This is a genomic window from uncultured Sphingomonas sp. (genome assembly GCF_913062585.1).
In the GTDB taxonomy this organism is placed as follows: domain Bacteria; phylum Pseudomonadota; class Alphaproteobacteria; order Sphingomonadales; family Sphingomonadaceae; genus Sphingomonas.
Map to the genome: position 1 here is coordinate 1 of NZ_CAJXWX010000024.1, position 20,509 is coordinate 20,509.

A 20,509-nucleotide genomic window follows, 5' to 3' on the forward strand; every position below is an offset into this window, starting at 1 on the left:
CTCTCTATTCGTCGGCAGCGTCAGATGTGTATAAGAGACAGCCCCAAATCCCCCTAAACCCCCACCATGCAACACTATGACGCGATCATCCTCGGCGCAGGCGCGGCGGGGCTCATGGCCGCCGCGACCGCAGGACAGCGGGGACGGCGCATCCTGGTCGTCGACCATGCCGATACGCCGGGCAAGAAGATCCTGATCTCGGGCGGCGGGCGGTGCAATTTCACCAATATCGGCACCGCACCCGATCATTTCCTGTCGGCCAATCCGCATTTCGCCAAGTCGGCGCTGGGCCGCTATACGCCAGCAGACTTCCTGGCGCTGGTCGAGGCGCATGGCATCGCCTGGCACGAGAAGACGCTGGGCCAGCTCTTCTGCGACGGTTCGGCGCGGCAGATCGTGGCGATGCTGCTCGACGAATGCGACCGGGCGACGCGGTCCGGCGGCAGCGTGGACATCGCGCTGGGCCAGCCCATCGCGGCGGTCGCGCATGACGGGACGCAATTCCGCGTGACGCGCGGCGGCCAGAGCGTCACCGCCCCCCGCCTGATCGTCGCGACCGGCGGCCCCAGCATCCCGAAGATGGGCGCGACCGGCTATGCCTATGACCTGGCCCGCCAGTTCGGGTTGAAGGTGGTCGAGCCGCGCCCCGCCCTCGTCCCCCTGACGCTGGGCGGCGAGGAGACGCTGTTCCGCTCGCTCTCCGGCGTCGCGTCGGAGGTCGTCGCCCGCGCGGGCAAGACCCGGTTCCGCGAGGCGGCGCTGTTCACCCATCGCGGCTTGTCGGGCCCGGCGATCCTGCAGGTGTCGTCCTATTGGCGGCATGGCGAGGCGATCGGGATCGACTTCCTGCCCGATTGCGGCCCGGACTGGCTGGTGGCCGCCAAGCGTAGCGCGCCGCGTACCAGCCCCCGGCGTGCCCTGGCGCAGCATCTGCCCGATCGGCTGGCCGAGACGCTGGCCGAGCGGCTGGCGCTACCGGGCGAACTGGGGGCGGCGACCGACAAAATGCTGGCGGCGGCGCAGGCCCGGCTGGCCGACTGGCCCTTCCACCCCAATGGCAGCGAGGGCTACGCCAAGGCCGAGGTGACCGTCGGCGGCATCTCCACCGCCGGGCTCTCCTCACGCACCTTGGAGGCCAAGGCGGTGCCGGGCCTCCATGTCGTCGGCGAGGCGGTGGACGTCACCGGCTGGCTGGGCGGTTACAATTTCCAATGGGCCTGGGCGAGCGGTCGGGCGGCGGGCGAAGCCGTCTGACCTTGCTTCAGAGTGCGGCCAGCCCGATGCCGGGCCGGGCCCAATGCGCCATCTGGTCGCCGGCCTGGCGCCGCACGAAGCATTCGCCACCCATAGTGCGATAGCGTCCGCACAGCGCATCCGCATCCGCCCGGCTGAGATGGCCCACCGACAGGCGGTGAAGATCGCGGCCATCCCGGTGGAAGGTGCCGCTCTGCGGCGCATAAGCGGAAAGGTCGGCGAAGCGACGGGTCAGCGCGGCCCAGGCCTTTTGCGCCCCCTCCTCCTGGCCGAACGCGCCGATCTGAACGTTCCAGTCGCCCGTCGCACGGACGGTCCGGCGCCGTTCCTCGGCGCGACGCAGCAGCGCGGGCGTGGTGACGAGCGCGGCGGCCATGCGGCGGACACGCGCCTCCTGGGTCGGCGCGGACGCGTCGGCCGCCGGCACGGTCATCGGCAAAGGCTGGATCACCGCCTGCCGCGCGGCGAAGACAATACGGGCCGCCGCCGGATCGACGGGTGCGGCCGCGACCTGTTCCGGCACCGGTGCCGCCGGGGTCTCCGGTTGCGGCAGCGCCTGGACCATGTCCTGCACGACTGCAGCGGAGGGTGCCGCGTTGAGCGCCAGCGTCACGGGCTGCCCGGTGTCGGCCGCGGCACGCGCGCCGAGCAGCGAGGCGACCTGGTCGGCCGGACTGGTGGCGGCGGCGAAATCTGCCCATTCGCGCATCCGCGCCTCGACATCGGCGGGCGCCATGTCGGCCGAGGCCGCCATGCGCGCCATGTCCCATTGCCCCGCCAGCGCGAACGACAAAGCGAGGTTCTGGCGGGTCTTGACGCTCGCCCTTTCCTCGCGCGCAGCCGCCGTCAGGACGCGAACGCCTTCGGCGGCGTCGCCCGACAGGGACAGCGCCAGCCCGCGATCGGCCGCCGGAATCCGGTCGGCATAGCGCGCCAGCAGCGAGCGAGCGCCCGCGCCATTGCCGCCCGCGATCATCGCCAGCGCGAGATTGAGCGCCGAGCGGCCATCGGCGGGATCCAGCTGCAACGCATCGGTAAAGGCCTGACGCGCCGAGGCGAAGCGCCCCGCCTGAAGATAGCCCTGCCCCAGCAGCGCGCGATAGGCGGCGCGATGCGGATCGGCCGCGACCAGTCGCTCGGCCAGCGCCACCGCGCCGTCGCCGTCGCGCTGGGCCAGCACGCGCTTCGTCTGATCGGCCAGCGCGGCGGTCGCCCGCGCCTCCGCGTCTCGGGCACCGCCGTCACCCAGTCGCGCGGTGCGCGGCCCGGCCATGGTACAGCCGGTCAGGCCTCCGCCGACGATCAGCGCACCGACGCCGCAGATGAGAAGTGTCCGGAGGGTCGTCATAAGGGGCATCCGATTGCAGCCTGGGGGAAGACGGTGCCGTTCGATGCGCCGCAAGGTCCGTGCACGCCGATGCGCCCGGTCGCGCCAGCGCCGACCGGTTCGGAACATCGCGATGGACAGGACGATGCGGACATGACCCCTTTTCCCGATAGGCGCCAAGGTTAGCCTTTCAGCGTCTAAGGAAGGGTTAACCCACACCAATGGCCGCTTTACCCGCGCCCGGGCGCGGGGCATGGATGGAATGGATGATGTTGGGGGAAGGACGAGAGATGAGCCGCAGATTTCCGGCCCTTGGCGGGCGTGCCATCGCCCTTGCCATGCTGCTGGTCGCCGGCCCGGCCATGGCCGATGTGAAGACGGGTACCGATGCCTGGGCGCAGGGCGATTATCGCAAGGCGGTCGAGGAATGGCGCGGCCCCGCCGTCGCGGGCGATCCCGATGCGCAGTTCAACCTGGCCCAGGCCTATAAGCTGGGTCGTGGCGTTCCCCTCGACCCCGCGCTGGCCGAAAGCTGGTTCCGCAAGGCCGCGCTCCAGGGCCATATCCCGGCCTCCGACAATTACGGTCTGGCGTTGTTCCAGGCGGGCAAGAAGGCCGAAGCCGCGCCCTGGCTGGAAAAGTCGGTCGCGCGCGGCGAACCGCGCGCGCAGCTGGTGCTGGGCACGATGCTGTTCAACGGCGACGGCGTGGCGCGCGATTCTCCGCGCGCCTATGCGCTGATGTCGCTGGCGTCGCAGTCCGGCCTGCAGGCCGCATCCCAGACGCTGGCACAGATGGACCAGTATATCACCCCGCCCGATCGCGAGGCGGGCATCCGGCTGGCGCAGCAGTATCGCGCGCAGCTGGCCGCGCTGCCCGTATCAACGTCGGCTGGCCCCGCACGGGTCATGGTGGGGGCGGACGGAACCAGCGTGACGAGCGCCACGCCGCCGCGCCAGAGCGTCCAGCCGGTGCCGGTCGCACCCTCGCGCCCCAAGGCGACCGGCTATGGTGCCAGCTACCCGGTCCCCGGCGCTCCGCCTGCGCAACCTACGCCTGAACCCCGGACGCCGCCGCGCAAGGAAGCGACCGTGGCGGCCAGCCCGAAACCGACCCATGCGGCCAAGGCGGCCCCGCGTGCCAGCGGCGGATCATGGCGGATCCAGCTCGGCGCCTTCCGCGACCGGGGCAATGCGACCGCGCTGTGGCAGCGGGTAAAGAACCGCCTGGGCGGTGCGCAGCCCTCCTACGTCACGGCAGGCGGTGTCACCCGGTTGCAGGCGGGCGGATTCGCCAACCGCGCCGAAGCGCAGGCGGCGTGCAGCCGCTCGGGCCAGCCCTGCGTCGTGGTCGCGCCCTGACACCAGGCCACCGGCACGGAACGGGTCAGGCGGTGACCCATTCCGCGCTGGGAATGCCCTGCGCATAGAGCAGCGCGGTCAGGTCGCCATGGTCGATCCGCGCCGCCGCCGCGCCCGCGACGATCGGCTTGGCGCGATAGGCGACGCCCAGGCCTGCTCGGCGGATCATCGCCAGATCGTTGGCCCCGTCGCCGACCGCCATGCTTTCGCCTACGCCGATGCCGAGTTCGTCGATCGCGGCGAGCAGCGTCTTTTCCTTCGTATCCGAGCCCACGATCGGCTTGCGCACCGTGCCGGTCAGCTTGCCGTGCGCGATCTCCAGATAATTGGCGATGGCACGGTCGAAGCCGATCTCGGCCGCGACAGGCTCGGCGAAGCGCGTGAAGCCCCCCGACACCAGGATTGCATGGCCGCCACGCGCCTTCATCGTGCGGACCAGTGCACGGGCGCCCGCCATCAACGTCACCCGCTCGGCCAGGCAGCGCTCGATGACGCTTTCGTCCAGCCCTTCGAGCAGCGCAACGCGGGCATCCAGCGCGGCGGCGAAGTCGAGTTCGCCGCGCATGGCGCGTTCGGTCACGTCGGCGACCTGCTCCTTGATCCCGGCATAGTCCGCCAGTTCGTCGATGCATTCGACCGTAATCATGGTGGAGTCCATGTCGGCGACCAGCAGCCGCTTGGCGCGGTGCGCGGCGGGCTGGATGACCACATCGGAGCGGTCGAACCGGCCGTGCAGCACGCTGGCCGCCCAATCGGCGTCTTCCGAGAAAACGATGTCGGCAGCGCGACCTTCGTCGATCCAGTTCCAGTCGGCGACCTCGCACAGCGGCGTCATCTGCGCCACCGCCTCCGAAATATCGCGCTCGGCGATCGATTCGGCTGCTATCAGCGTGGCGATGAACATGGCGAACTCCTCTGACCGACCCAGGGTCGCGCTCATCGCAGGGCCGACCGCCAGCGGCAAGTCCGCATTGGCGCTCGATCTGGCGAAGGCTACCGGCGGCACGATCATCAATGCCGATTCGGCGCAGGTGTATAGCGACCTGTCCATCCTGACCGCCCGTCCCTCCCCTGTAGAAGAAGCGCAGGCCCCGCACCGCCTGTTCGGTCATGTCGACGGGGCGGACACCGGCTATTCGGCGGCGCGCTGGGCGGCGGAAGCGCGCGCGGCAATCGCAGACAGCGTGGTGGTGGGGTCGCTGCCGATCCTGGTCGGCGGCACCGGCCTTTATATGCGCACGCTGCTCGACGGCATCGCGCCGGTGCCCGAGATCGATCCCGCCATCCGCGCCGAGGTTCGCGCGCTGCCCGTCGCCGACGCCCATGCCGCCCTGTCCCGCGAGGACCCGACCGCCGCCGCCCGGCTCAATGCGGCAGACACCACCCGCGTCGCCCGCGCGCTGGAGGTGGTGCGCGCGACCGGGCGTCCGCTGCACGCATGGCAGGCGCATAAGGAAGGCGGGATCGGTGATCGCATCGCGCTGTCCGCCGTCATCCTGCTGCCCGACCGCGACTGGCTGAACGCTCGCATCGACCGGCGTTTCGGGGAAATGCTGGACGAGGGGCTGGACGAGGCCGCCGCGCTGCTCGCCCGTCCCGACCTGCCCGCCGATGCCCCGATCCGCCGCGCGATCGGCGTGCCCGAGGCCGCCGCGCTATTGGAAGGCCGCCTGACCCGCGCCGAGGCGGAGGCGGCTGGCGCGCTGGCGACAAGGCGTTATGCCAAAAGGCAATTTACCTGGTTCCGTCACCAGCCGGGGCCCGACTGGACCATGATTCCGGACCCTGACGCCGATGTGCGTCGCAACATAATAGAAACTTTATTGCGCCGTTGACGGTTGACGCGCACTTTTTAAACTTGTAGCCGCGCCATTCCCGACACGCCCCGTCAGCGGGCAACGGACGCAGAAGGACGAAGACGATGACCGAGAAAAGCGGAGCCGATATCCTGGTCGAGGCGCTGTGCGATCTCGGCGTGGAGGTCGTCTTCGGCTATCCGGGTGGTGCGGTGCTGCCGATCTACGACGCCATGTTCCGATCGAAGCGCATCCGCCACATCCTGGTCCGCCACGAACAGGCGGCGACCCATGCGGCGGAGGGCTATGCCCGCTCGACCGGCAAGCCCGGGGTGGTGCTCGTCACCTCCGGTCCCGGCGCGACCAATGCGGTCACCGGCATCACCGACGCACTGCTCGATTCGATCCCGATGGTGGTCATCACCGGCCAGGTGCCGACCGCGCTGATCGGCACCGACGCGTTCCAGGAAGCCGACACGGTCGGCATCACGCGCCACTGCTCCAAGCATAATTATCTGGTGAAGGACCCTTCGCGTCTGGGCGAGGTGGTGCATGAGGCGTTCCACATCGCGACCTCGGGCCGCCCCGGCCCGGTCGTGATCGACATTCCCAAGGACGTGCAGGTCGCCACCGCCCGCTATCAGAAGCCGGGTCCGATCCGTCACAAGACCTATCGCCCGCAGGTGAAGGCCGACCAAGCCCAAGTCGAGCAGCTGGTCGACATGCTGGCGGCGGCCGAGCGTCCGATCCTCTATACCGGCGGCGGCATCATCAATTCGGGTCCGGCCGCGTCGCAGCTGCTGCGCGAACTGGCCCGCATCACCGGCGCGCCCGTCACCTCGACCCTGATGGGTCTGGGCGCCTTCCCGGCGAGCGATCCGCAATGGCTGGGGATGCTCGGGATGCACGGCACGTACGAAGCCAATATGGCGATGAACCAGGCCGACCTGGTGGTGGCGCTGGGCAGCCGGTTCGACGACCGCGTGACGGGCCGTCTGGACGCCTTCAGCCCGAACAGCCGCAAGGTCCATGTCGATATCGACCGGTCGAGCGTGAACAAGAATGTTCGCGTCGACCTGGCGATCATCGCCGATGTCGGCCACGCGCTGGAGGATGCGGTGCGCATCTGGAAGTCGCGCCAGCATCCCAAGCCCGACACGACCGAGTGGCAGCGCCGCATCGCGGGCTGGCGCGCGGTCGGCTGTCTCTCCTTCCCGGAGAATGGCGACGCGATCATGCCGCAGCGGGCGATCCGGGCGCTGTATGACGCCACCAAGGCGCGCCAGCCGATCATCACCACCGAGGTCGGCCAGCACCAGATGTGGGCCGCACAGCATTTCGGCTTCGAAAAGCCCAACAAGTGGCTGACGAGCGGAGGGCTGGGCACCATGGGTTACGGCCTGCCCGCCGCGATCGGTGCGCAGCTGGGCAATCCGGGTGCGCTGGTGATCGACATCGCCGGTGAAGCCTCGATCCAGATGAACATCCAGGAGCTGGCGACGGCGACGCAATATCGCCTGCCGGTCAAGATCTTCATCCTGAACAACGAATATATGGGCATGGTCCGCCAGTGGCAGGAACTGACCTATGAGAGCCGCTATGCCGAAAGCTATTCGGACTCGCTGCCCGACTTCGTGAAGCTGGGCGAGGCCTATGGCTGGAAGGGCATCCTGATCGAACATCGCGACCAGCTGGAAGACGGCATCGCCGCGATGCTGGACCATGACGGGCCGGTGATCGTCGACTGCCGCGTGGCCAAGCTTGCCAACTGCTTTCCGATGATCCCGAGCGGGGCGGCGCATACCGACATGATCCTGCAGGCCAATGAGGTATCGGGCACCATGGACGACGAGGCCAAGGCGCTGGTGTAACTCTTAGCTCCTCCCCGCCCGCGGGGAGGGGGACCGTGACGCGAAGCGGCACGGTGGAGGGGGATCGCCGCGCAGGGCAGCATGAGTGGAGAGCCCCCTCCACCATGCTCCGCATGGTCCCCCTCCCCGTACCGGGGAGGAATTTGGAAATGCACATCAAGACCGAGAAGGTGGAACGCCACACGCTGGCGGTGATCGTCGACAACGAACCGGGCATCCTCGCGCGGATCGCGGGTCTGTTCACCGCGCGCGGCTATAATATCGAAAGCCTGACCGTGTCGGAGATCACCGCCGACAAGGCCGTCAGCCGCATCACCATCGTCACCAGCGCCTCGCCGCCGGTGATGGAGCAGATCATCGCCCAGCTCGACCGGCTGGTCCCCGTCCACAAGGTCTCCGACCTGTCGGTGCTGGGCGACCATGTCGAGCGCGAGCTGGCGCTGGTAAAGGTGGCGGGCACCGGCGAACGCCGGATCGAGGCGCTCCGCCTGGCCGAGGTCTACCGCGCCCGCGTGGTCGATGCGACCATCTCCAGCTTCGTGTTCGAGGTGACCGGCACGATCAGCAAGATCGACAAGTTCGTCGAACTGATGGGCGAAGTCGGCTTGGTCGAGGTCGCCCGCACCGGCATCGCCGCCATTTCGCGCGGCAAGGACGCGGCCTGAACCCCGCCCCAAGTTTTCAGACTATCATGAGGCCCGATGCGGCCCGCCTATTTCGAAAGGGAAGTTGAAATGCGTGTCTATTACGATCGCGACGCCGATCTGAACCTGATCTCCGAAAAGAACATCGCCATTTTGGGTTACGGCTCGCAGGGCCATGCCCATGCGCAGAACCTGCGCGATTCGGGCGTCAAGAATGTCGCGATCGCGCTGCGCCCCGGTTCGGCCTCGGCCGCGAAGGCGGAGGCTGCGGGCTTCAAGGTCCTGTCGAACAAGGAAGCGGCCGCCTGGGCCGACATCCTGATGATCCTGGCCCCCGACGAGCATCAGGCCGCGATCTATGACGCCGACCTGAAGGGCAATATGAAGCCCGGCGCGGCGCTCGCCTTCGCGCACGGTCTGAACGTCCATTTCGGCCTGATCGAGCCGCCCGCGGACATCGACGTCATCATGATCGCGCCCAAGGGCCCCGGCCACACGGTGCGCAGCGAATATGTGCGCGGCGGCGGCGTGCCCTGCCTGATCGCGATCCACCAGGACGCCAGCGGCAATGCGCATGACGTGGCGCTGGCCTATGCGTCGGGCGTCGGCGGCGGTCGCTCGGGCATCATCGAGACCAACTTCCGCGAAGAATGCGAAACCGACCTGTTCGGCGAGCAGGCCGTGCTGTGCGGCGGCGCGACCGCGCTGGTCCAGGCGGGCTTCGAGACGCTGGTCGAGGCGGGCTATGCCCCCGAAATGGCCTATTTCGAGTGCCTTCACGAGCTGAAGCTGATCGTCGACCTGATGTATGAGGGCGGCATCGCCAACATGCGCTATTCGATCTCGAACACCGCCGAGTACGGCGACATCAAGACCGGCCCGCGCATCATCACCGAAGAGACCAAGAAGGAAATGAAGCGCGTCCTGGCCGACATCCAGTCGGGCCGCTTCGTGAAGGACTTCGTCCTAGACAACCGCGCCGGCCAGCCCGAACTCAAGGCCAGCCGCATCGCCGCCAAGCGCCACCAGATCGAACAGGTCGGCAGCGAACTGCGCGCGATGATGCCGTGGATCGGCGCGAACAAGCTGGTGGACAAGGCGAAGAACTGATTTTTCGTCGGGGGGTAGGCTCGGTGAGACACCAGGCCCTCCCCCATCCCAGTTTCAGGTAAACGATGCCCCGCATCGTTTAGGTCATGCCGGGGGCATGACCTACCTGAAACTCGCCTGCGGGAGGGGCGTGCCCAGCCGAAACATCTAGCGTTATGACCACCCCATCAGCCTGCTGATAGCCGGAGGTCATTGCAAACCGACCGCCCCAAACCTCTCCCCTCCCGCAAGCGGGAGGGGATGGAGGAGGGCAAGGGGCCTCGCAGAGACCCACCCCCGGAAACGCATCGTTGCGACCTTCGCCTTTGACGCGCGTTAACCGCGCGGCCCACAAAGGCCATCGTCCAACAGGGAGTACCCACCCATGCGTTTCGTCCTTCCCGCCGCCCTGGCGCTTGCCTTCGCTGCCCCCGCCATCGCCCAGACCGCGCCGACGGGCACGCCCGGCGCTCCGGTCGCCTCGCGCGTCGTCGCAGGCACCTATGCCGTCGACCCCTTCCACACCCAGGTGACCTGGTCGCTCAACCATATGGGCTTCTCGGTGCTCGAGGGGCAGTTCGGCGCGTCGGAAGGCACGCTGACCATCGACCCGGCCAAGCCCCAGGCGGCCAAGGTCGACGTGACTTTCAAGATCGACAATCTGTCGGTCACCGCCGCCCCCTTCGCGAACCACCTGAAGTCGAAGGACTTCTTCGACGCCGCGACCTATCCGACCGCGCGCTTCGTCTCGACCGGCGTCAAGGTCATGGGCAACAAGGCGGTCATCACCGGCAACCTGACCATCAAGGACCAGACCAAGCCGGTGACGCTGAACGCCACCTTCTTCGGTGCGGGCACCAACCCGATGTCCAAGAAGCTGAACATCGGCTTCCGCGCGACGGGCAAGATCAAGCGTTCGGACTTCGGCGTCGGCGCCTATGTGCCCGTCGTCGGTGACGAGGTCGACCTGGTGATCAACGCGGCCTTCACCGCGCAATAATCCCCTTATCCGGTCCCAAGACGGCGAGGCCGCTCCCCAACCGGGGGGCGGCCTCGTTCTTTTGTGCCAAGCCCGTCAGGCGCACGTCATCATTCTCGATATGGACAAGGCGCGCCCGACACGGCATGACCCCTGCCATCATGATCGCCGCGCCGCTGCTCCGTTCGCTTCGACTTATCCGCCCTTAGGGGAGGATCGGCGTGGCCAAGCGCGACTTCCCTAAGGGCGGAATGAAACGATAAGCCTGTCCCCGCCGCGCCCTGGCCTGACGCGGCCGAGAATGCTGGAAGACCCGATCATGTTGCGCGATCCCTCGACCAAATACCGCCCCTTCCCCGCAATCGCCCTGCCCGACCGGCAATGGCCGAACCGCACCATCACCCAGGCCCCGCGCTGGCTGTCGACCGATCTTCGCGACGGCAACCAGGCGCTGATCGACCCGATGGACGCCGAGAAGAAGACTCGGATGTTCGACCTGCTCGTCAAGGTCGGGCTGAAGGAGATCGAGGTCGGTTTCCCGAGCGCGGGCGCGACCGAGTTCGACTTCATCTCCGGGTTGATCAAGAACGACCGCATCCCCGACGATGTGACGATCCAGGTCCTCACCCAGTCGCGCCGCGACCTGATCGAGCGCAGCTTCCAGAGCCTGGAGGGCGCGCGCACCGCGATCGTCCACCTCTACAACGCGGTCAGCCCGGCCTGGCGCAAGATCGTGTTCGGCATGACCCGCGACGAGGTCCGCCAGATCGCGGTCGAAGGTGCCAAGATCCTGCGCGACGAAGCCGCCAAGCGCCCGAACACCGACTGGTTCTTCGAATATAGCCCCGAAACCTTCTCGACCGCCGAGCTGGATTTCTCGGTCGAGGTCTGCGCCGCCGTCATGGACGTGCTGAAGCCGACGCCCGACCATCCGCTGATCCTGAACCTGCCCGCGACCGTCGAATGCGCGACGCCGAACGTCTATGCTGACCAGATCGAATGGTTCGGGCGCCACATCCCCAATCGCGATTCGGTGGTGATCTCGCTCCACACGCATAACGACCGGGGCACCGGCGTCGCCGCGGCCGAACTGGGCGTGATGGCGGGCGCGGACCGGGTCGAGGGTTGCCTGCTGGGCAATGGCGAGCGGACCGGCAATTGCGATCTCGTGACCGTCGCGCTCAACATGTATACGCAAGGCGTCGATCCCGGCCTGAACCTGTCGGACATCGACGAGGTGGTGAACACGGTGCAGTACTGCACCAACCTGCCTGTCCATCCGCGCACGCCCTATGCGGGTGATCTGGTCTTCACCGCCTTTTCGGGCAGCCATCAGGACGCGATCAAGAAGGGCTTTTCGGCGCAGGCCGCCCGCAACGACGATCTGTGGGAAGTCCCCTACCTGCCCATCGACCCGGCCGATCTGGGTCGCAGCTACGAAGCGGTCATCCGCGTCAATTCGCAGTCGGGCAAGGGCGGCGTCGCATGGGTGATCGAGCAGGACAAGGGGCTGAAGCTGCCCAAGCGGCTCCAGGCCGATTTCAGCCGCCATGTCCAGGCGATGGCGGATGAGACCAGCCGCGAACTCAACGCCGCCGACATCTGGGGCGGGTTCGAGGCGACCTATCTGCCGCGCGAGGGCGACCGGTTCGTGCTGCGCGACTATGAGGAAACCGGCTCGACCGGGCAGCGGACCTTTATCGGTCGCGTCCAGGTGGATGGCGAGGAAAAGTCGATCTCGGGGCGCGGCAACGGGCTGATCTCCAGCGTGATCGCGGCGCTGGCCGGCACGACCGGCCCGGCGCTGGAAGTGGTCGACTATAACGAGCACGCCATCGGCCACGGCGCGGATGCCCAGGCCGCCGCCTATGTCGAGGCGCGGACCGCCGATGGGCGCACGGTGTTCGGCGTCGGGCTGGATACCGACATCGCCACGGCCAGCGTCCGCGCGGTGCTCTCTGCCGCCAATCGGGCCTGACCACATGGTCGCCGCCCTCACCCGCTAAGGCGTTATCGATGGCGGCGACCGACCTTTCTTCATCGCCCTCCACGCGGTGGGGTTTCATTCCCGAGCGCTACCGCGAAAAGCTGCGCGAGCGGGGGGCGTCGATCACGCTGACCGTGATCGCGCACCTGCTGCTCGCCTGGCTGCTCTTCCATCTGGCACCCAAGCTGATGGACCCGGAGAAATCCTCCGCGCTCAACACCTTCTCGATCTCGCCCTCGGACCGGGACGCGGGCGCGCCGGTGCCCGAGACGCGCACCGCCACGCGCAAGCCGGCGGCGGCGGGCGGATCGAAGGCGCCGGTGACCGAGAAGAAGCCCGACACCCCTACCCCGCCCAAGGAGAAACAGGCGGACACCTCCACGCCTACGCCATGGCAATGGGGCGACAAGTCGCTGTTCGACGCGGGCGACATCGCCGCCATGCCCAAGGGCTCCGGCAAGGGCGTGGGGTCGAGCGATGGCGACGATCGCGGGCAGGACAGCGCCTCGGCCTATGGGCCCGGCGAGGGACCGGGGGGCCAGCGTCTCTATAATGCCGAATGGTATCCGCACCGGCCGAGCAATGCCGAGCTGAACGGCTATCTGCACAGCGCTCCGCCGCCGGGCAGCTGGGCACTGATCGCCTGCAAGACGATCCCCGACTACCGCGTCGAGAATTGCAAGGTGCTGGGCGAATCCCCGCTCGGCTCGGGCTTGGGCCGCGCGATGCGCGAGGCCGCCTGGCAATTCCGCGTCCGCGCGCCGCGCATCGGCGGCAAGGTGATGGTCGGCGAATGGGTGCGCATCCGCATCGACTTTACAGGGCCGGGCGGCGGGGATTGATCCGACGCCCCTTCCCCGGCGTGGGGGAGGACCGGGCGCGCCTCAATAGGTGAATTGCAACTGGGTGCGGATCAGGTCGCCGGTCGCGCGGCCGGTGCGGCGCGCGTCCGCTTCGCGCCGTTCCATCCGGGCATAGGCCAGCGTCAATTCCAACGCCTCGATAAGCTGGATCTCGGTGCCCAACTCCCATTCGTCGGTTTCCAGGCGGGGCGCATCGACATTGGGCTTCCACCCGCCGCGATAGCGTTGCCAGCGGACATAGGGGATGGCGCGGCCGATCGGCGTCCTGCCGATATCGGTCATCACCTGGACGTATCCGCCACCCAGCCGCTGGCTGCGGATCATGCCCAGCGCGCGGTCATATTGCGGGCCCCAGCCGGTCGTCCATTCGGTCTGGATGCCAAAGGGCTGCGGATAGAGGATGGCGTGGAACCCCACCCGGTCGTCGCGATAGTCGGTCGGGCTGACGCCGCCGCTGCGGATTTCGGGGCGGTAGCGATTGAAGATCGCCGAGCCGCCGACCTCCAGCACCTTTCCCCGGAACATCGGCCCCAGCCCGTCGAGCGCGAAGGGCCAGGTCGCCATCGCGACCTTCATCAGGCTGTCGGTGCGCTCGGTTCGGTTGGTGCCCTGTCCATTGTAGAGCGCCAGGCCGAAGGCGCCGTAATTGCCGAACAGCTTCTGCTTGTTCCTGGCCAGCCGGTCCCAGATCGCCTGGACCGGCGCGGGCGTGTAATAGACGTTAACGCCGACGTCGCGCTCGCCCGGTACCCCGCTGTTGATCGCATCCGACCGGTCGAGCGGCAGGCGATTGGACGAGGATTGCAGATTCTCCCAGCCGAACGGCACCTTGGACTGGCCGAAACGCAGGCGCAGGCGACGCTCGGGATCGAGGAACCAGTCGACATAGACGTCGCGCAACTGCCCGAAATTCTCGCGCCGCTCGGTGCTCGATTGGTTGTTCACCGCCGCGCCGAAATCATGCTGGAAATAGAGCTGCAGCCGGTCGGTGATATCTCCCTGCAAAACCATCCGCACCCGGCGCAGCAGGAAGCCACCATCGTCGTTGATCGAGGCGTCATGCACCGAACGCAACCGCGATCCATCGGCGCCCGGCGCATCATGGTCATCCAGAATCGCATTGTAGCGAAGCTGGGTATAGCCGCGCAGTTTCAGACGTTCATGCCAGGGCGTGTGCGACGAGACTGGCTTGGACATGCTCGCGACCCGTTCCGGCACGGGCTTCTGCGCGGGCGGAGGCGCCGAGGCGACGACGGGGGCCGGTGCGGCGGCCGGAACAGGGGGCGCGGCGGGAATGGCCGCCGCCTTCCGCGCCTCGGTCAGCGCCTTGACCTGCGCCTTCAGCTCGTCGATCTGGCGCTGGAGTTCCTTCACCGTCTGCGCCGCGACGGGCATGGGGACAAGGCTGAACGCGATCGCGGCGTATCGGGCCCGATGGAATCTCGCCTTGATCACCTGCCCGCCCCGCCCTGTTGGTGACAGCCGCTTAGGCTAGCCGCGCGGCGCTTCGCAACTATTCGATGACGATTGCGTGACGATTCCGTGACGGCGATCAGCGCTCTCGTTCGATCTCGCAGCCGATCCGGGCATCGGGATAGATGCCCGTCTTGGTCGAACGGACCTTTACCGCCTGGACCCGGGGATCGGCCAGGCACAGCGCCGCCACCGCCTCACACAGGCTTTCCTGCAGGGCAAAGCCGGGGCCTTGGGCCATCGCCAATATGCCTTCGCGCAGGAAGTCGTAATCCAGCACCTCCTCGATCTGGTCGGCGCGGGGGGCGGCGGGATAGGCGACGGTCATGGCGACCGACAGGCTGACCGGCTGGGGCTCGACCTCATGCGGGTGGATGCCCAGGTGCATCGCGACCGTCATCTCGTCGAGCAGGATCGTATAGGTTGCGGTCATGCCCTGCCCTCGAACATCACATCGCCGTCGCGGCGGCAGAAGCGCTGTCCGCAATCGACATAAAGCGTCTGGCCGCGAACGCCGCGCGCCGTCAGCAGGAAGGATACCGCCTCCGCCACCGCCGCCGCACCGATCGGACGGCCGAGCAGGTTCTTGGTCGCGGCCTCGGCGAATTCCGCGTCGCTCTGGTCGCCGCTTTGCAGGGTCAGGCCGGGCGCGACCGCATTGACCGCGATGCGCGGACCCAGCGCCTGGGCCAGCATCATGTTCGCCCCGGCCAGTGCGAACTTGGCGCAGCTATAGGCGAAGAAATCGGGGTTCGGATTGGCGAGCTTCTGGTCGAGAATATCGACCACCGTGCCGTCCGCGACATCGTCCTGCCGGGCGAGTGCCGAGGCGAGCAGCGCGGGCGCGGCGGCGTTGACCGCATACAGCCTGGCCATCAGCGCCGCGTCTGTTTGCGGCGGCCGGTCGAACTCGAACGCAGAGGCACTATTAACCAGCCCGTCGATGGGCCCGCCCGCCGCGTCCCGCGCACGGACAAACAGCGCGTCGATCGCGTCGATCCGCGACAGATCGCCCTGCACCATGGGGGCGTTCAACTCGGCCGCCAGGGCCGCCGCATCTTCGCCCGAGCCGTTATAATGGATCACCGGCCGATGCCCGTCCGCCGCCAGCCGCCGGGCGATATGCGCGCCCAGCCGCTTGGCCGCGCCGGTGACCAGCACGGTGCGGCTGGTCATCCGGCCATGCCCATCAGAGACAGCACTTCCTTGCGGCTGCGATCGTCATCGCGGAACACACCCATCATCCGACTCGTCACCATCGAGACGCCGGGCGTGCGGACGCCGCGCGCGGTCATGCAGGCATGGGTCGCCTCGATCACCACCGCGACGCCCAGCGGCTTGAGGTTTTCCCAGATACAGTCGGCAACCTCGGCGGTCAGCCGCTCCTGCACCTGCAACCGGCGGGCAAAGCCGTGCAGGACGCGGGCGAGCTTGGAAATGCCGACGACATGGTTGCGCGGCAGATAGGCGATATGCGCACGGCCGATGATCGGCGCCATGTGATGCTCGCAATGCGACTGAAAGGGGATGTCCTTCAGCAGCACGATCTCGTCATAGCCGCCGACTTCCTCGAACACGCGCGACAGGTGAACGGCGGGGTCGTCGCCATAGCCTGCGCAATATTCGGCCCACGCCCGTGCGACGCGCTTTGGCGTGTCGACCAGCCCTTCGCGCGTGGGATCGTCCCCGGCCCAGGCGATCAGCGTACGGATGGCGTCCGCGACATGGTCCGGCACGGCGATCTTGCCATCTTCGCCGATCAGGTCGCCATCGTCCGGATCGCCATGGGCGCAACTCATATACTGTCCTTCACGTCAAAGCCGGTGCGATAGCGGAACGATTGCCGGGGTGCAAAACTCGCCGGAACGCCAGACGATCCCCCGTTCGGTTCAGCCCGAAGATGTCGGAGCCCTGGGACAGCCACTCGGCGGTGTGGCGTGGCCTTCGACTTCGCTCAGGCTGAACGGCGGTTGGGAGGCTTGGCTGGATGGTGACAGGGTCCAACGCCAGCGTCGCCAATCTCAGCACTGGCTCTTCCCCCCTCCCTTATACCCCAGCCCGTTCAGCCTGAGCGTAGTCGAAGGCCACGCCGCACCGGCTGAACCCAGGCGAAATCCCTTGGCCTTCGACTTCGCTCAGGCCGAACGGAGGGAGGGCCGATTGGCTCGGTAGGCGGATTACCCGCGCAACCGCTCCGCCGCCCAGGCGACATGGTCGGCCATGAAGGTCGAGATGAAGTTGTAGCTATGGTCGTACCCCGGCTGCATCCGCAGCGTCAGGGCGATCCCGGCCGCATCGCACGCCGCCGCGAGCAGTTCGGGGCGGAGCTGTTCGGTCAGGAACTGGTCGGCATCGCCCTGATCGACCAGCAGGTCGGGCAGACGCGCGCCGTCCTCGATCAGCGCGACGGCATCGGCCTGTCGCCATGCCGCCCGGTCCGGCCCAAGATAGCCGCCCAGCGCCTTTTCGCCCCATGGCACCTGGCTCGGGGCGACGATGGGCGCGAAGGCCGACACGCTGCGGAACCGGTTGGGGTTGCGAAGGCCGATGGTCAGCGCGCCATGCCCGCCCATCGAATGGCCGGTGATTCCTTGCGCGTCTATGTCCGCCATGGGGAAATGCTCGGCGATCAGTGCGGGCAGTTCCTGCTCGATATAGGTCCGCATCTGGAAATGCTTGACCCAGGGTTCCTGCGTCGCATCGACATAGAAGCCCGCCCCCTGCCCCATGTCATAGGCGTCGTCATTCGCGACGCCCTCCCCACGCGGCGAGGTATCGGGCGCGATGAAGATCACCCGGTGTTCGGCGCAAGGCCCTCGAAACTCGCCCTTGTCGGTGACATTGGCATGGGTGCAGGTCAGGCCCGACAAATACCAGAGGACCGGCAGCTTTTCGCCGTCCTCATGCGCGGGCACGAAGACCGAGAAGGTCATGCGCGTGCCCGTCGCTTCGCTGTCATGAGCATAGACGCCCTGCACGCCACCATGCGCCTTGGAGGTCGACATCGTCTCGATCGTCATCGGAACACCACCGTTCGGTTGTCATTGAGGAAGACGCGCCGCTCGCCCACCCAGGCGACCGCGCGGGCCAGCACCTGTGCCTCGATATCGCGGCCGATGCGGATCAGGTCGTCGACGCTGGCGCGGTGATCGACCCGCTCGACCGCCTGTTCGATGATCGGCCCTTCGTCCAGGTCGGCGGTCACGAAATGCGCGGTCGCACCGATCAGCTTGACGCCGCGCGCGTGCGCCCGGTGATAGGGCTGCGCGCCCTTGAAGCCGGGCAGGAAGCTGTGATGGATATTGATACACCGCCCCGGCAGCGCGGCGACCAGCCGCTCGCCCAGTACCTGCATATAGCGGGCGAGGACCAGATAATCGGCCTGTGTACTCTCCATCAAGGCGAGCATCGCCGCCTCCTGCTCCGCGCGATTGGCGTCGCCGACCGGCAGGTGATGCCAGGGCAGGCCATGCCACTCGACCAGCGGGCGCAAGCTATCATGGTTGGACACGACGCCGACGATCTCGACCGGCAGCGTGTTGGTCCGCCAGCGATGCAGCAGGTCGTTCAGGCAATGCGAGCCCTTCGACACCGCGATCAGCATCCGGGGCCGCTCGCTGGCGGGCGCGACATGCCAGTCGAAGCCGAACCGCGCGGCAGGCTCGGCCAGCGCCGCGCGAACCCCCTCGACCGAGGCGGGAAACCGCGCGCCCTGCCCCTTGAAGACGATGCGCAGGAAGAAGCGCCCCGTCTCCAGATCGGCATATTGCTGGCTGTCGAGGATGAACCCGTCGATCCCCGCCAGCACGCCGGACACGGCGGCGACGATGCCGACCCGGTCCTGGCACGCCAGCGTCAGGATATGGTCGGTCATGCGGCGGGCAGGCGACAGCCGAGACAGAGCTTGTTGCCGTCCGGGTCGCGCAGATAGCCGAGATAGGCCTTGCCCATGCCGGTGTCGCGCTCGCCCACCGGCCCTTCGATGGCGGTGCCGCCATTCGCGACGCCCGCCACATGGGCCGCCTCCACCTGCGCAGGGTCAGCCGCGCCCAGCCCGATCGTGCCGCCATTAGCATGGGTCGCCGACTGGCCGTCGATCGGGCGGGTCACGATAAAGACGGCGCCATTGTGCAGATACATGACGCGCTCGACCTTGGGGTCCTGCCGCCCCGGCTGGCCGCCAAGCGCGCCGAACAGCGCATCATAAAAGGTCTTGGACCGCGCGATGTCGTTCGATCCGACCATGACATGGGTATACATCAGTTCGCCTCCACCAGATGACGCGCGCACAGCTTGTTGCCCGTGGGATCGCGCAAATAGGCCAGATAGACCTTGCCGACCGGCACCTGGCGGATGCCCGGCGGGTTCTCGATCGCGGTGCCGCCATTCGCCAGACCCGCCGCATACCAGGCATCGGCCTGCTCGGGAGAGTCCATCGCCAAACCCAGCGTCGCGCCATTGGCGTAGGTCGCGGGCTCGCCATTGATCGGTTTGGAGATCAGGAAGCGCGCGCCCTTATGGTTGTAGACCAGCCGCCCGAGCGGATCGACCACCCCCACCGGCGCGCCCAGCACGGCCAGCGTCGCGTCGTAGAAGCGCTTGGCCGCGGCGATATCGTCGGCCCCCAGCATGACATGGCTGAACATCAGAAGATCACCACGCTGCGGATGCTCTCGCCCGCATGCATCAGGTCGAAGCCCTTGTTGATCTCCTCCAGCGTCAGCCGGTGGGTGATCATCGGGTCGATCTGGATCTTGCCGTTCATGTACCAGTCGACGATCTTGGGCGTGTCGGTCCGCCCGCGCGCGCCGCCGAACGCCGTGCCGCGCCAGTTGCGGCCCGTGACCAGCTGGAACGGACGGGTGCTGATCTCCTTGCCCGCCTCGGCCACGCCGATGATAATGCTGGTGCCCCAGCCGCGATGGCATGCCTCCAACGCGGTGCGCATCACCTCGGTATTGCCGGTCGCGTCGAAGCTGTAGTCTGCGCCGCCATCGGTGAGTTCGAGGATCTTGGCGATCGTCTCCTCGCGGCTCAGCCCCTTGGAGTTGAGGAAGTGGGTCATGCCGAACTGGCGGCCCCATTCCTCGCGCGCGGGGTTGAGGTCGACACCGATGATCCGGCCCGCGCCTGCCAGCTTGGCGCCCTGGATGACGTTCAGGCCGATGCCGCCGAGGCCGAAGACGACGATATTCTCGCCCGGCCGGACCTTGGCGGTGTTGACCACCGCGCCGACGCCCGTCGTCACGCCGCAGCCGATATAGCAGCTGGTGTCGAACGGCGCGTCCTCGCGGATCTTGGCGACCGCGATTTCGGGCAGGACGGTGAAGTTCGAAAAGGTCGAGCAGCCCATATAGTGGAAGATCGGCTGGCCCTTATAGCTGAACCGCGTCGTGCCGTCGGGCATCAGGCCCTTGCCTTGCGTGGCGCGGATCGCGGTGCACAGGTTGGTCTTGCCCGACAGGCACGACTTACACTGGCGGCATTCGGGGGTGTAGAGCGGGATGACGTGATCGCCGGGCACGACGCTCGTCACGCCCGCGCCCACTTCGCGCACGATGCCGGCGCCTTCATGGCCCAGCACGCTGGGGAAGATGCCCTCGCTGTCCAGGCCGTCGAGCGTATAGGCGTCGGTGTGGCAGATGCCGGTCGCCATGATCTCGACCAGGACCTCACCGGCCTTGGGCCCTTCCAGATCGAGTTCGACGATTTCGAGCGGCTTCTTCGCTTCAAAGGCGACGGCGGCGCGGGTCTTCATGGTTTCGGTCTCCTTGCTCGGGCGTCCTGATGCCGTGTCGCGATGCCGCATGCAACCAAGGATGGGCCCGGCGAATTGACGCTGATCAGCAAAACGGGAGAGTGATG

20 protein-coding genes are annotated in these 20,509 nt (G+C 67.5%); 9 read left to right on the top strand and 11 right to left on the bottom strand.

The features are described 5' to 3' along the window. Positions 1 to 66: 66 nt before the first annotated feature. Positions 67 to 1,254, top strand: a complete 1,188-nt coding sequence (locus QZ546_RS14235) for an NAD(P)/FAD-dependent oxidoreductase (protein WP_294238841.1) — start codon at positions 67 to 69, stop codon at positions 1,252 to 1,254. 7 nt (positions 1,255 to 1,261) lie between these two features. Here QZ546_RS14235 and QZ546_RS14240 read toward each other — a convergent pair whose 3' ends face one another. Further along, complete coding sequence (locus QZ546_RS14240) at positions 1,262 to 2,602, bottom strand: SPOR domain-containing protein (RefSeq protein ID WP_294238843.1); 1,341 nt, start codon at positions 2,600 to 2,602, stop codon at positions 1,262 to 1,264. Between the two features lie 269 nt (positions 2,603 to 2,871). On the opposite strand from QZ546_RS14240, the gene QZ546_RS14245 reads away from it, so the two are divergent. Next, the gene (locus QZ546_RS14245; protein ID WP_294238845.1) at positions 2,872 to 3,942 is read left to right on the top strand and encodes an SPOR domain-containing protein; all 1,071 of its coding nucleotides are present in this window, start codon (positions 2,872 to 2,874) and stop codon (positions 3,940 to 3,942) included. A 25-nt stretch (positions 3,943 to 3,967) separates the two neighbouring features. Here QZ546_RS14245 and serB read toward each other — a convergent pair whose 3' ends face one another. Continuing rightward, entirely contained in the window at positions 3,968 to 4,846 is an 879-nt protein-coding gene (gene serB / locus QZ546_RS14250) for a phosphoserine phosphatase SerB (protein ID WP_294238847.1), read from the bottom strand. Here serB and miaA point away from each other — a divergent pair. The 7 genes from miaA (at position 4,845) to QZ546_RS14285 (ending at position 13,150) form a co-directional block, all read left to right on the top strand. Then, entirely contained in the window at positions 4,845 to 5,777 is a 933-nt protein-coding gene (miaA, locus tag QZ546_RS14255; RefSeq protein WP_294238849.1) for a tRNA (adenosine(37)-N6)-dimethylallyltransferase MiaA, read from the top strand. The two genes, serB and miaA, sit on opposite strands and share 2 nt — an antisense overlap. 86 nt (positions 5,778 to 5,863) lie before the next feature. Beyond that, complete coding sequence (locus tag QZ546_RS14260; protein WP_294238854.1) at positions 5,864 to 7,609, top strand: acetolactate synthase 3 large subunit; 1,746 nt, start codon at positions 5,864 to 5,866, stop codon at positions 7,607 to 7,609. Between the two features lie 149 nt (positions 7,610 to 7,758). Further along, positions 7,759 to 8,274, top strand: coding sequence for an acetolactate synthase small subunit (gene ilvN / locus QZ546_RS14265; RefSeq protein WP_294238858.1), 516 nt, complete (start codon positions 7,759 to 7,761; stop codon positions 8,272 to 8,274). A gap of 69 nt (positions 8,275 to 8,343) precedes the next feature. Beyond that, on the top strand, positions 8,344 to 9,363 hold the full coding sequence (ilvC, locus tag QZ546_RS14270; protein WP_294238863.1) for a ketol-acid reductoisomerase: 1,020 nt from the start codon (positions 8,344 to 8,346) through the stop codon (positions 9,361 to 9,363). A gap of 364 nt (positions 9,364 to 9,727) precedes the next feature. Beyond that, complete coding sequence (locus QZ546_RS14275; protein WP_294238866.1) at positions 9,728 to 10,342, top strand: YceI family protein; 615 nt, start codon at positions 9,728 to 9,730, stop codon at positions 10,340 to 10,342. 298 nt (positions 10,343 to 10,640) lie between these two features. Beyond that, positions 10,641 to 12,299 (top strand): 2-isopropylmalate synthase, encoded by a 1,659-nt coding sequence (gene leuA, locus QZ546_RS14280; protein ID WP_294238868.1) that lies wholly within the window; start codon positions 10,641 to 10,643, stop codon positions 12,297 to 12,299. A 38-nt stretch (positions 12,300 to 12,337) separates the two neighbouring features. Continuing rightward, positions 12,338 to 13,150 (top strand): hypothetical protein, encoded by an 813-nt coding sequence (locus QZ546_RS14285; RefSeq protein WP_294238870.1) that lies wholly within the window; start codon positions 12,338 to 12,340, stop codon positions 13,148 to 13,150. Between the two features lie 42 nt (positions 13,151 to 13,192). Here QZ546_RS14285 and QZ546_RS14290 read toward each other — a convergent pair whose 3' ends face one another. The 9 genes from QZ546_RS14290 to QZ546_RS14330 form a co-directional block, all read right to left on the bottom strand. Beyond that, positions 13,193 to 14,566, bottom strand: coding sequence for a porin (locus tag QZ546_RS14290; protein WP_294238873.1), 1,374 nt, complete (start codon positions 14,564 to 14,566; stop codon positions 13,193 to 13,195). A gap of 157 nt (positions 14,567 to 14,723) precedes the next feature. Further along, entirely contained in the window at positions 14,724 to 15,077 is a 354-nt protein-coding gene (locus QZ546_RS14295; protein WP_294238876.1) for a dihydroneopterin aldolase, read from the bottom strand. After that, positions 15,074 to 15,820: an SDR family oxidoreductase gene (locus QZ546_RS14300; protein ID WP_294238879.1), complete on the bottom strand. Its 747-nt coding sequence runs from the start codon at positions 15,818 to 15,820 to the stop codon at positions 15,074 to 15,076. The genes QZ546_RS14295 and QZ546_RS14300 overlap by 4 nt, the downstream gene beginning before the upstream one ends. After that, positions 15,817 to 16,443, bottom strand: coding sequence for a GTP cyclohydrolase I FolE (gene folE / locus QZ546_RS14305; RefSeq protein ID WP_294238883.1), 627 nt, complete (start codon positions 16,441 to 16,443; stop codon positions 15,817 to 15,819). Before folE ends, QZ546_RS14300 begins: the two co-directional genes overlap by 4 nt. A 378-nt stretch (positions 16,444 to 16,821) precedes the next feature. Then, positions 16,822 to 17,664, bottom strand: coding sequence for an S-formylglutathione hydrolase (gene fghA, locus QZ546_RS14310; RefSeq protein ID WP_294238886.1), 843 nt, complete (start codon positions 17,662 to 17,664; stop codon positions 16,822 to 16,824). Beyond that, entirely contained in the window at positions 17,661 to 18,518 is an 858-nt protein-coding gene (gene purU / locus QZ546_RS14315; RefSeq protein WP_294238888.1) for a formyltetrahydrofolate deformylase, read from the bottom strand. Before purU ends, fghA begins: the two co-directional genes overlap by 4 nt. Continuing rightward, on the bottom strand, positions 18,515 to 18,904 hold the full coding sequence (locus tag QZ546_RS14320; RefSeq protein ID WP_294238890.1) for a VOC family protein: 390 nt from the start codon (positions 18,902 to 18,904) through the stop codon (positions 18,515 to 18,517). The genes purU and QZ546_RS14320 overlap by 4 nt, the downstream gene beginning before the upstream one ends. Continuing rightward, positions 18,904 to 19,290, bottom strand: coding sequence for a VOC family protein (locus QZ546_RS14325; protein ID WP_294238894.1), 387 nt, complete (start codon positions 19,288 to 19,290; stop codon positions 18,904 to 18,906). The genes QZ546_RS14320 and QZ546_RS14325 overlap by 1 nt, the downstream gene beginning before the upstream one ends. Then, positions 19,290 to 20,402 (bottom strand): S-(hydroxymethyl)glutathione dehydrogenase/class III alcohol dehydrogenase, encoded by a 1,113-nt coding sequence (locus QZ546_RS14330; RefSeq protein WP_294238896.1) that lies wholly within the window; start codon positions 20,400 to 20,402, stop codon positions 19,290 to 19,292. The genes QZ546_RS14325 and QZ546_RS14330 overlap by 1 nt, the downstream gene beginning before the upstream one ends. Between the last annotated feature and the right edge of the window lie 107 nt (positions 20,403 to 20,509).

Excerpts from the sequence above, each read along its gene's own strand:
- QZ546_RS14330 (WP_294238896.1), bottom strand. The coding sequence starts at position 20,402 with ATGAAGACCCGCGCCGCCGTCGCCTTTGAAGCGAAGAAGCCGCTCGAA.
- QZ546_RS14285 (WP_294238870.1), top strand. The coding sequence starts at position 12,338 with ATGGCGGCGACCGACCTTTCTTCATCGCCCTCCACGCGGTGGGGTTTC.
- QZ546_RS14260 (WP_294238854.1), top strand. The coding sequence starts at position 5,864 with ATGACCGAGAAAAGCGGAGCCGATATCCTGGTCGAGGCGCTGTGCGAT.
- QZ546_RS14320 (WP_294238890.1), bottom strand. The coding sequence starts at position 18,904 with ATGTATACCCATGTCATGGTCGGATCGAACGACATCGCGCGGTCCAAG.
- QZ546_RS14300 (WP_294238879.1), bottom strand. The coding sequence starts at position 15,820 with ATGACCAGCCGCACCGTGCTGGTCACCGGCGCGGCCAAGCGGCTGGGC.
- purU (WP_294238888.1), bottom strand. The coding sequence starts at position 18,518 with ATGACCGACCATATCCTGACGCTGGCGTGCCAGGACCGGGTCGGCATC.
- QZ546_RS14275 (WP_294238866.1), top strand. The coding sequence starts at position 9,728 with ATGCGTTTCGTCCTTCCCGCCGCCCTGGCGCTTGCCTTCGCTGCCCCC.
- ilvN (WP_294238858.1), top strand. The coding sequence starts at position 7,759 with ATGCACATCAAGACCGAGAAGGTGGAACGCCACACGCTGGCGGTGATC.
- leuA (WP_294238868.1), top strand. The coding sequence starts at position 10,641 with ATGTTGCGCGATCCCTCGACCAAATACCGCCCCTTCCCCGCAATCGCC.
- QZ546_RS14240 (WP_294238843.1), bottom strand. The coding sequence starts at position 2,602 with ATGACGACCCTCCGGACACTTCTCATCTGCGGCGTCGGTGCGCTGATC.
- QZ546_RS14325 (WP_294238894.1), bottom strand. The coding sequence starts at position 19,290 with ATGTTCAGCCATGTCATGCTGGGGGCCGACGATATCGCCGCGGCCAAG.
- QZ546_RS14245 (WP_294238845.1), top strand. The coding sequence starts at position 2,872 with ATGAGCCGCAGATTTCCGGCCCTTGGCGGGCGTGCCATCGCCCTTGCC.
- QZ546_RS14295 (WP_294238876.1), bottom strand. The coding sequence starts at position 15,077 with ATGACCGCAACCTATACGATCCTGCTCGACGAGATGACGGTCGCGATG.
- fghA (WP_294238886.1), bottom strand. The coding sequence starts at position 17,664 with ATGACGATCGAGACGATGTCGACCTCCAAGGCGCATGGTGGCGTGCAG.
- QZ546_RS14290 (WP_294238873.1), bottom strand. The coding sequence starts at position 14,566 with ATGCCCGTCGCGGCGCAGACGGTGAAGGAACTCCAGCGCCAGATCGAC.
- serB (WP_294238847.1), bottom strand. The coding sequence starts at position 4,846 with ATGTTCATCGCCACGCTGATAGCAGCCGAATCGATCGCCGAGCGCGAT.
- ilvC (WP_294238863.1), top strand. The coding sequence starts at position 8,344 with ATGCGTGTCTATTACGATCGCGACGCCGATCTGAACCTGATCTCCGAA.
- miaA (WP_294238849.1), top strand. The coding sequence starts at position 4,845 with ATGGCGAACTCCTCTGACCGACCCAGGGTCGCGCTCATCGCAGGGCCG.
- folE (WP_294238883.1), bottom strand. The coding sequence starts at position 16,443 with ATGAGTTGCGCCCATGGCGATCCGGACGATGGCGACCTGATCGGCGAA.
- QZ546_RS14235 (WP_294238841.1), top strand. The coding sequence starts at position 67 with ATGCAACACTATGACGCGATCATCCTCGGCGCAGGCGCGGCGGGGCTC.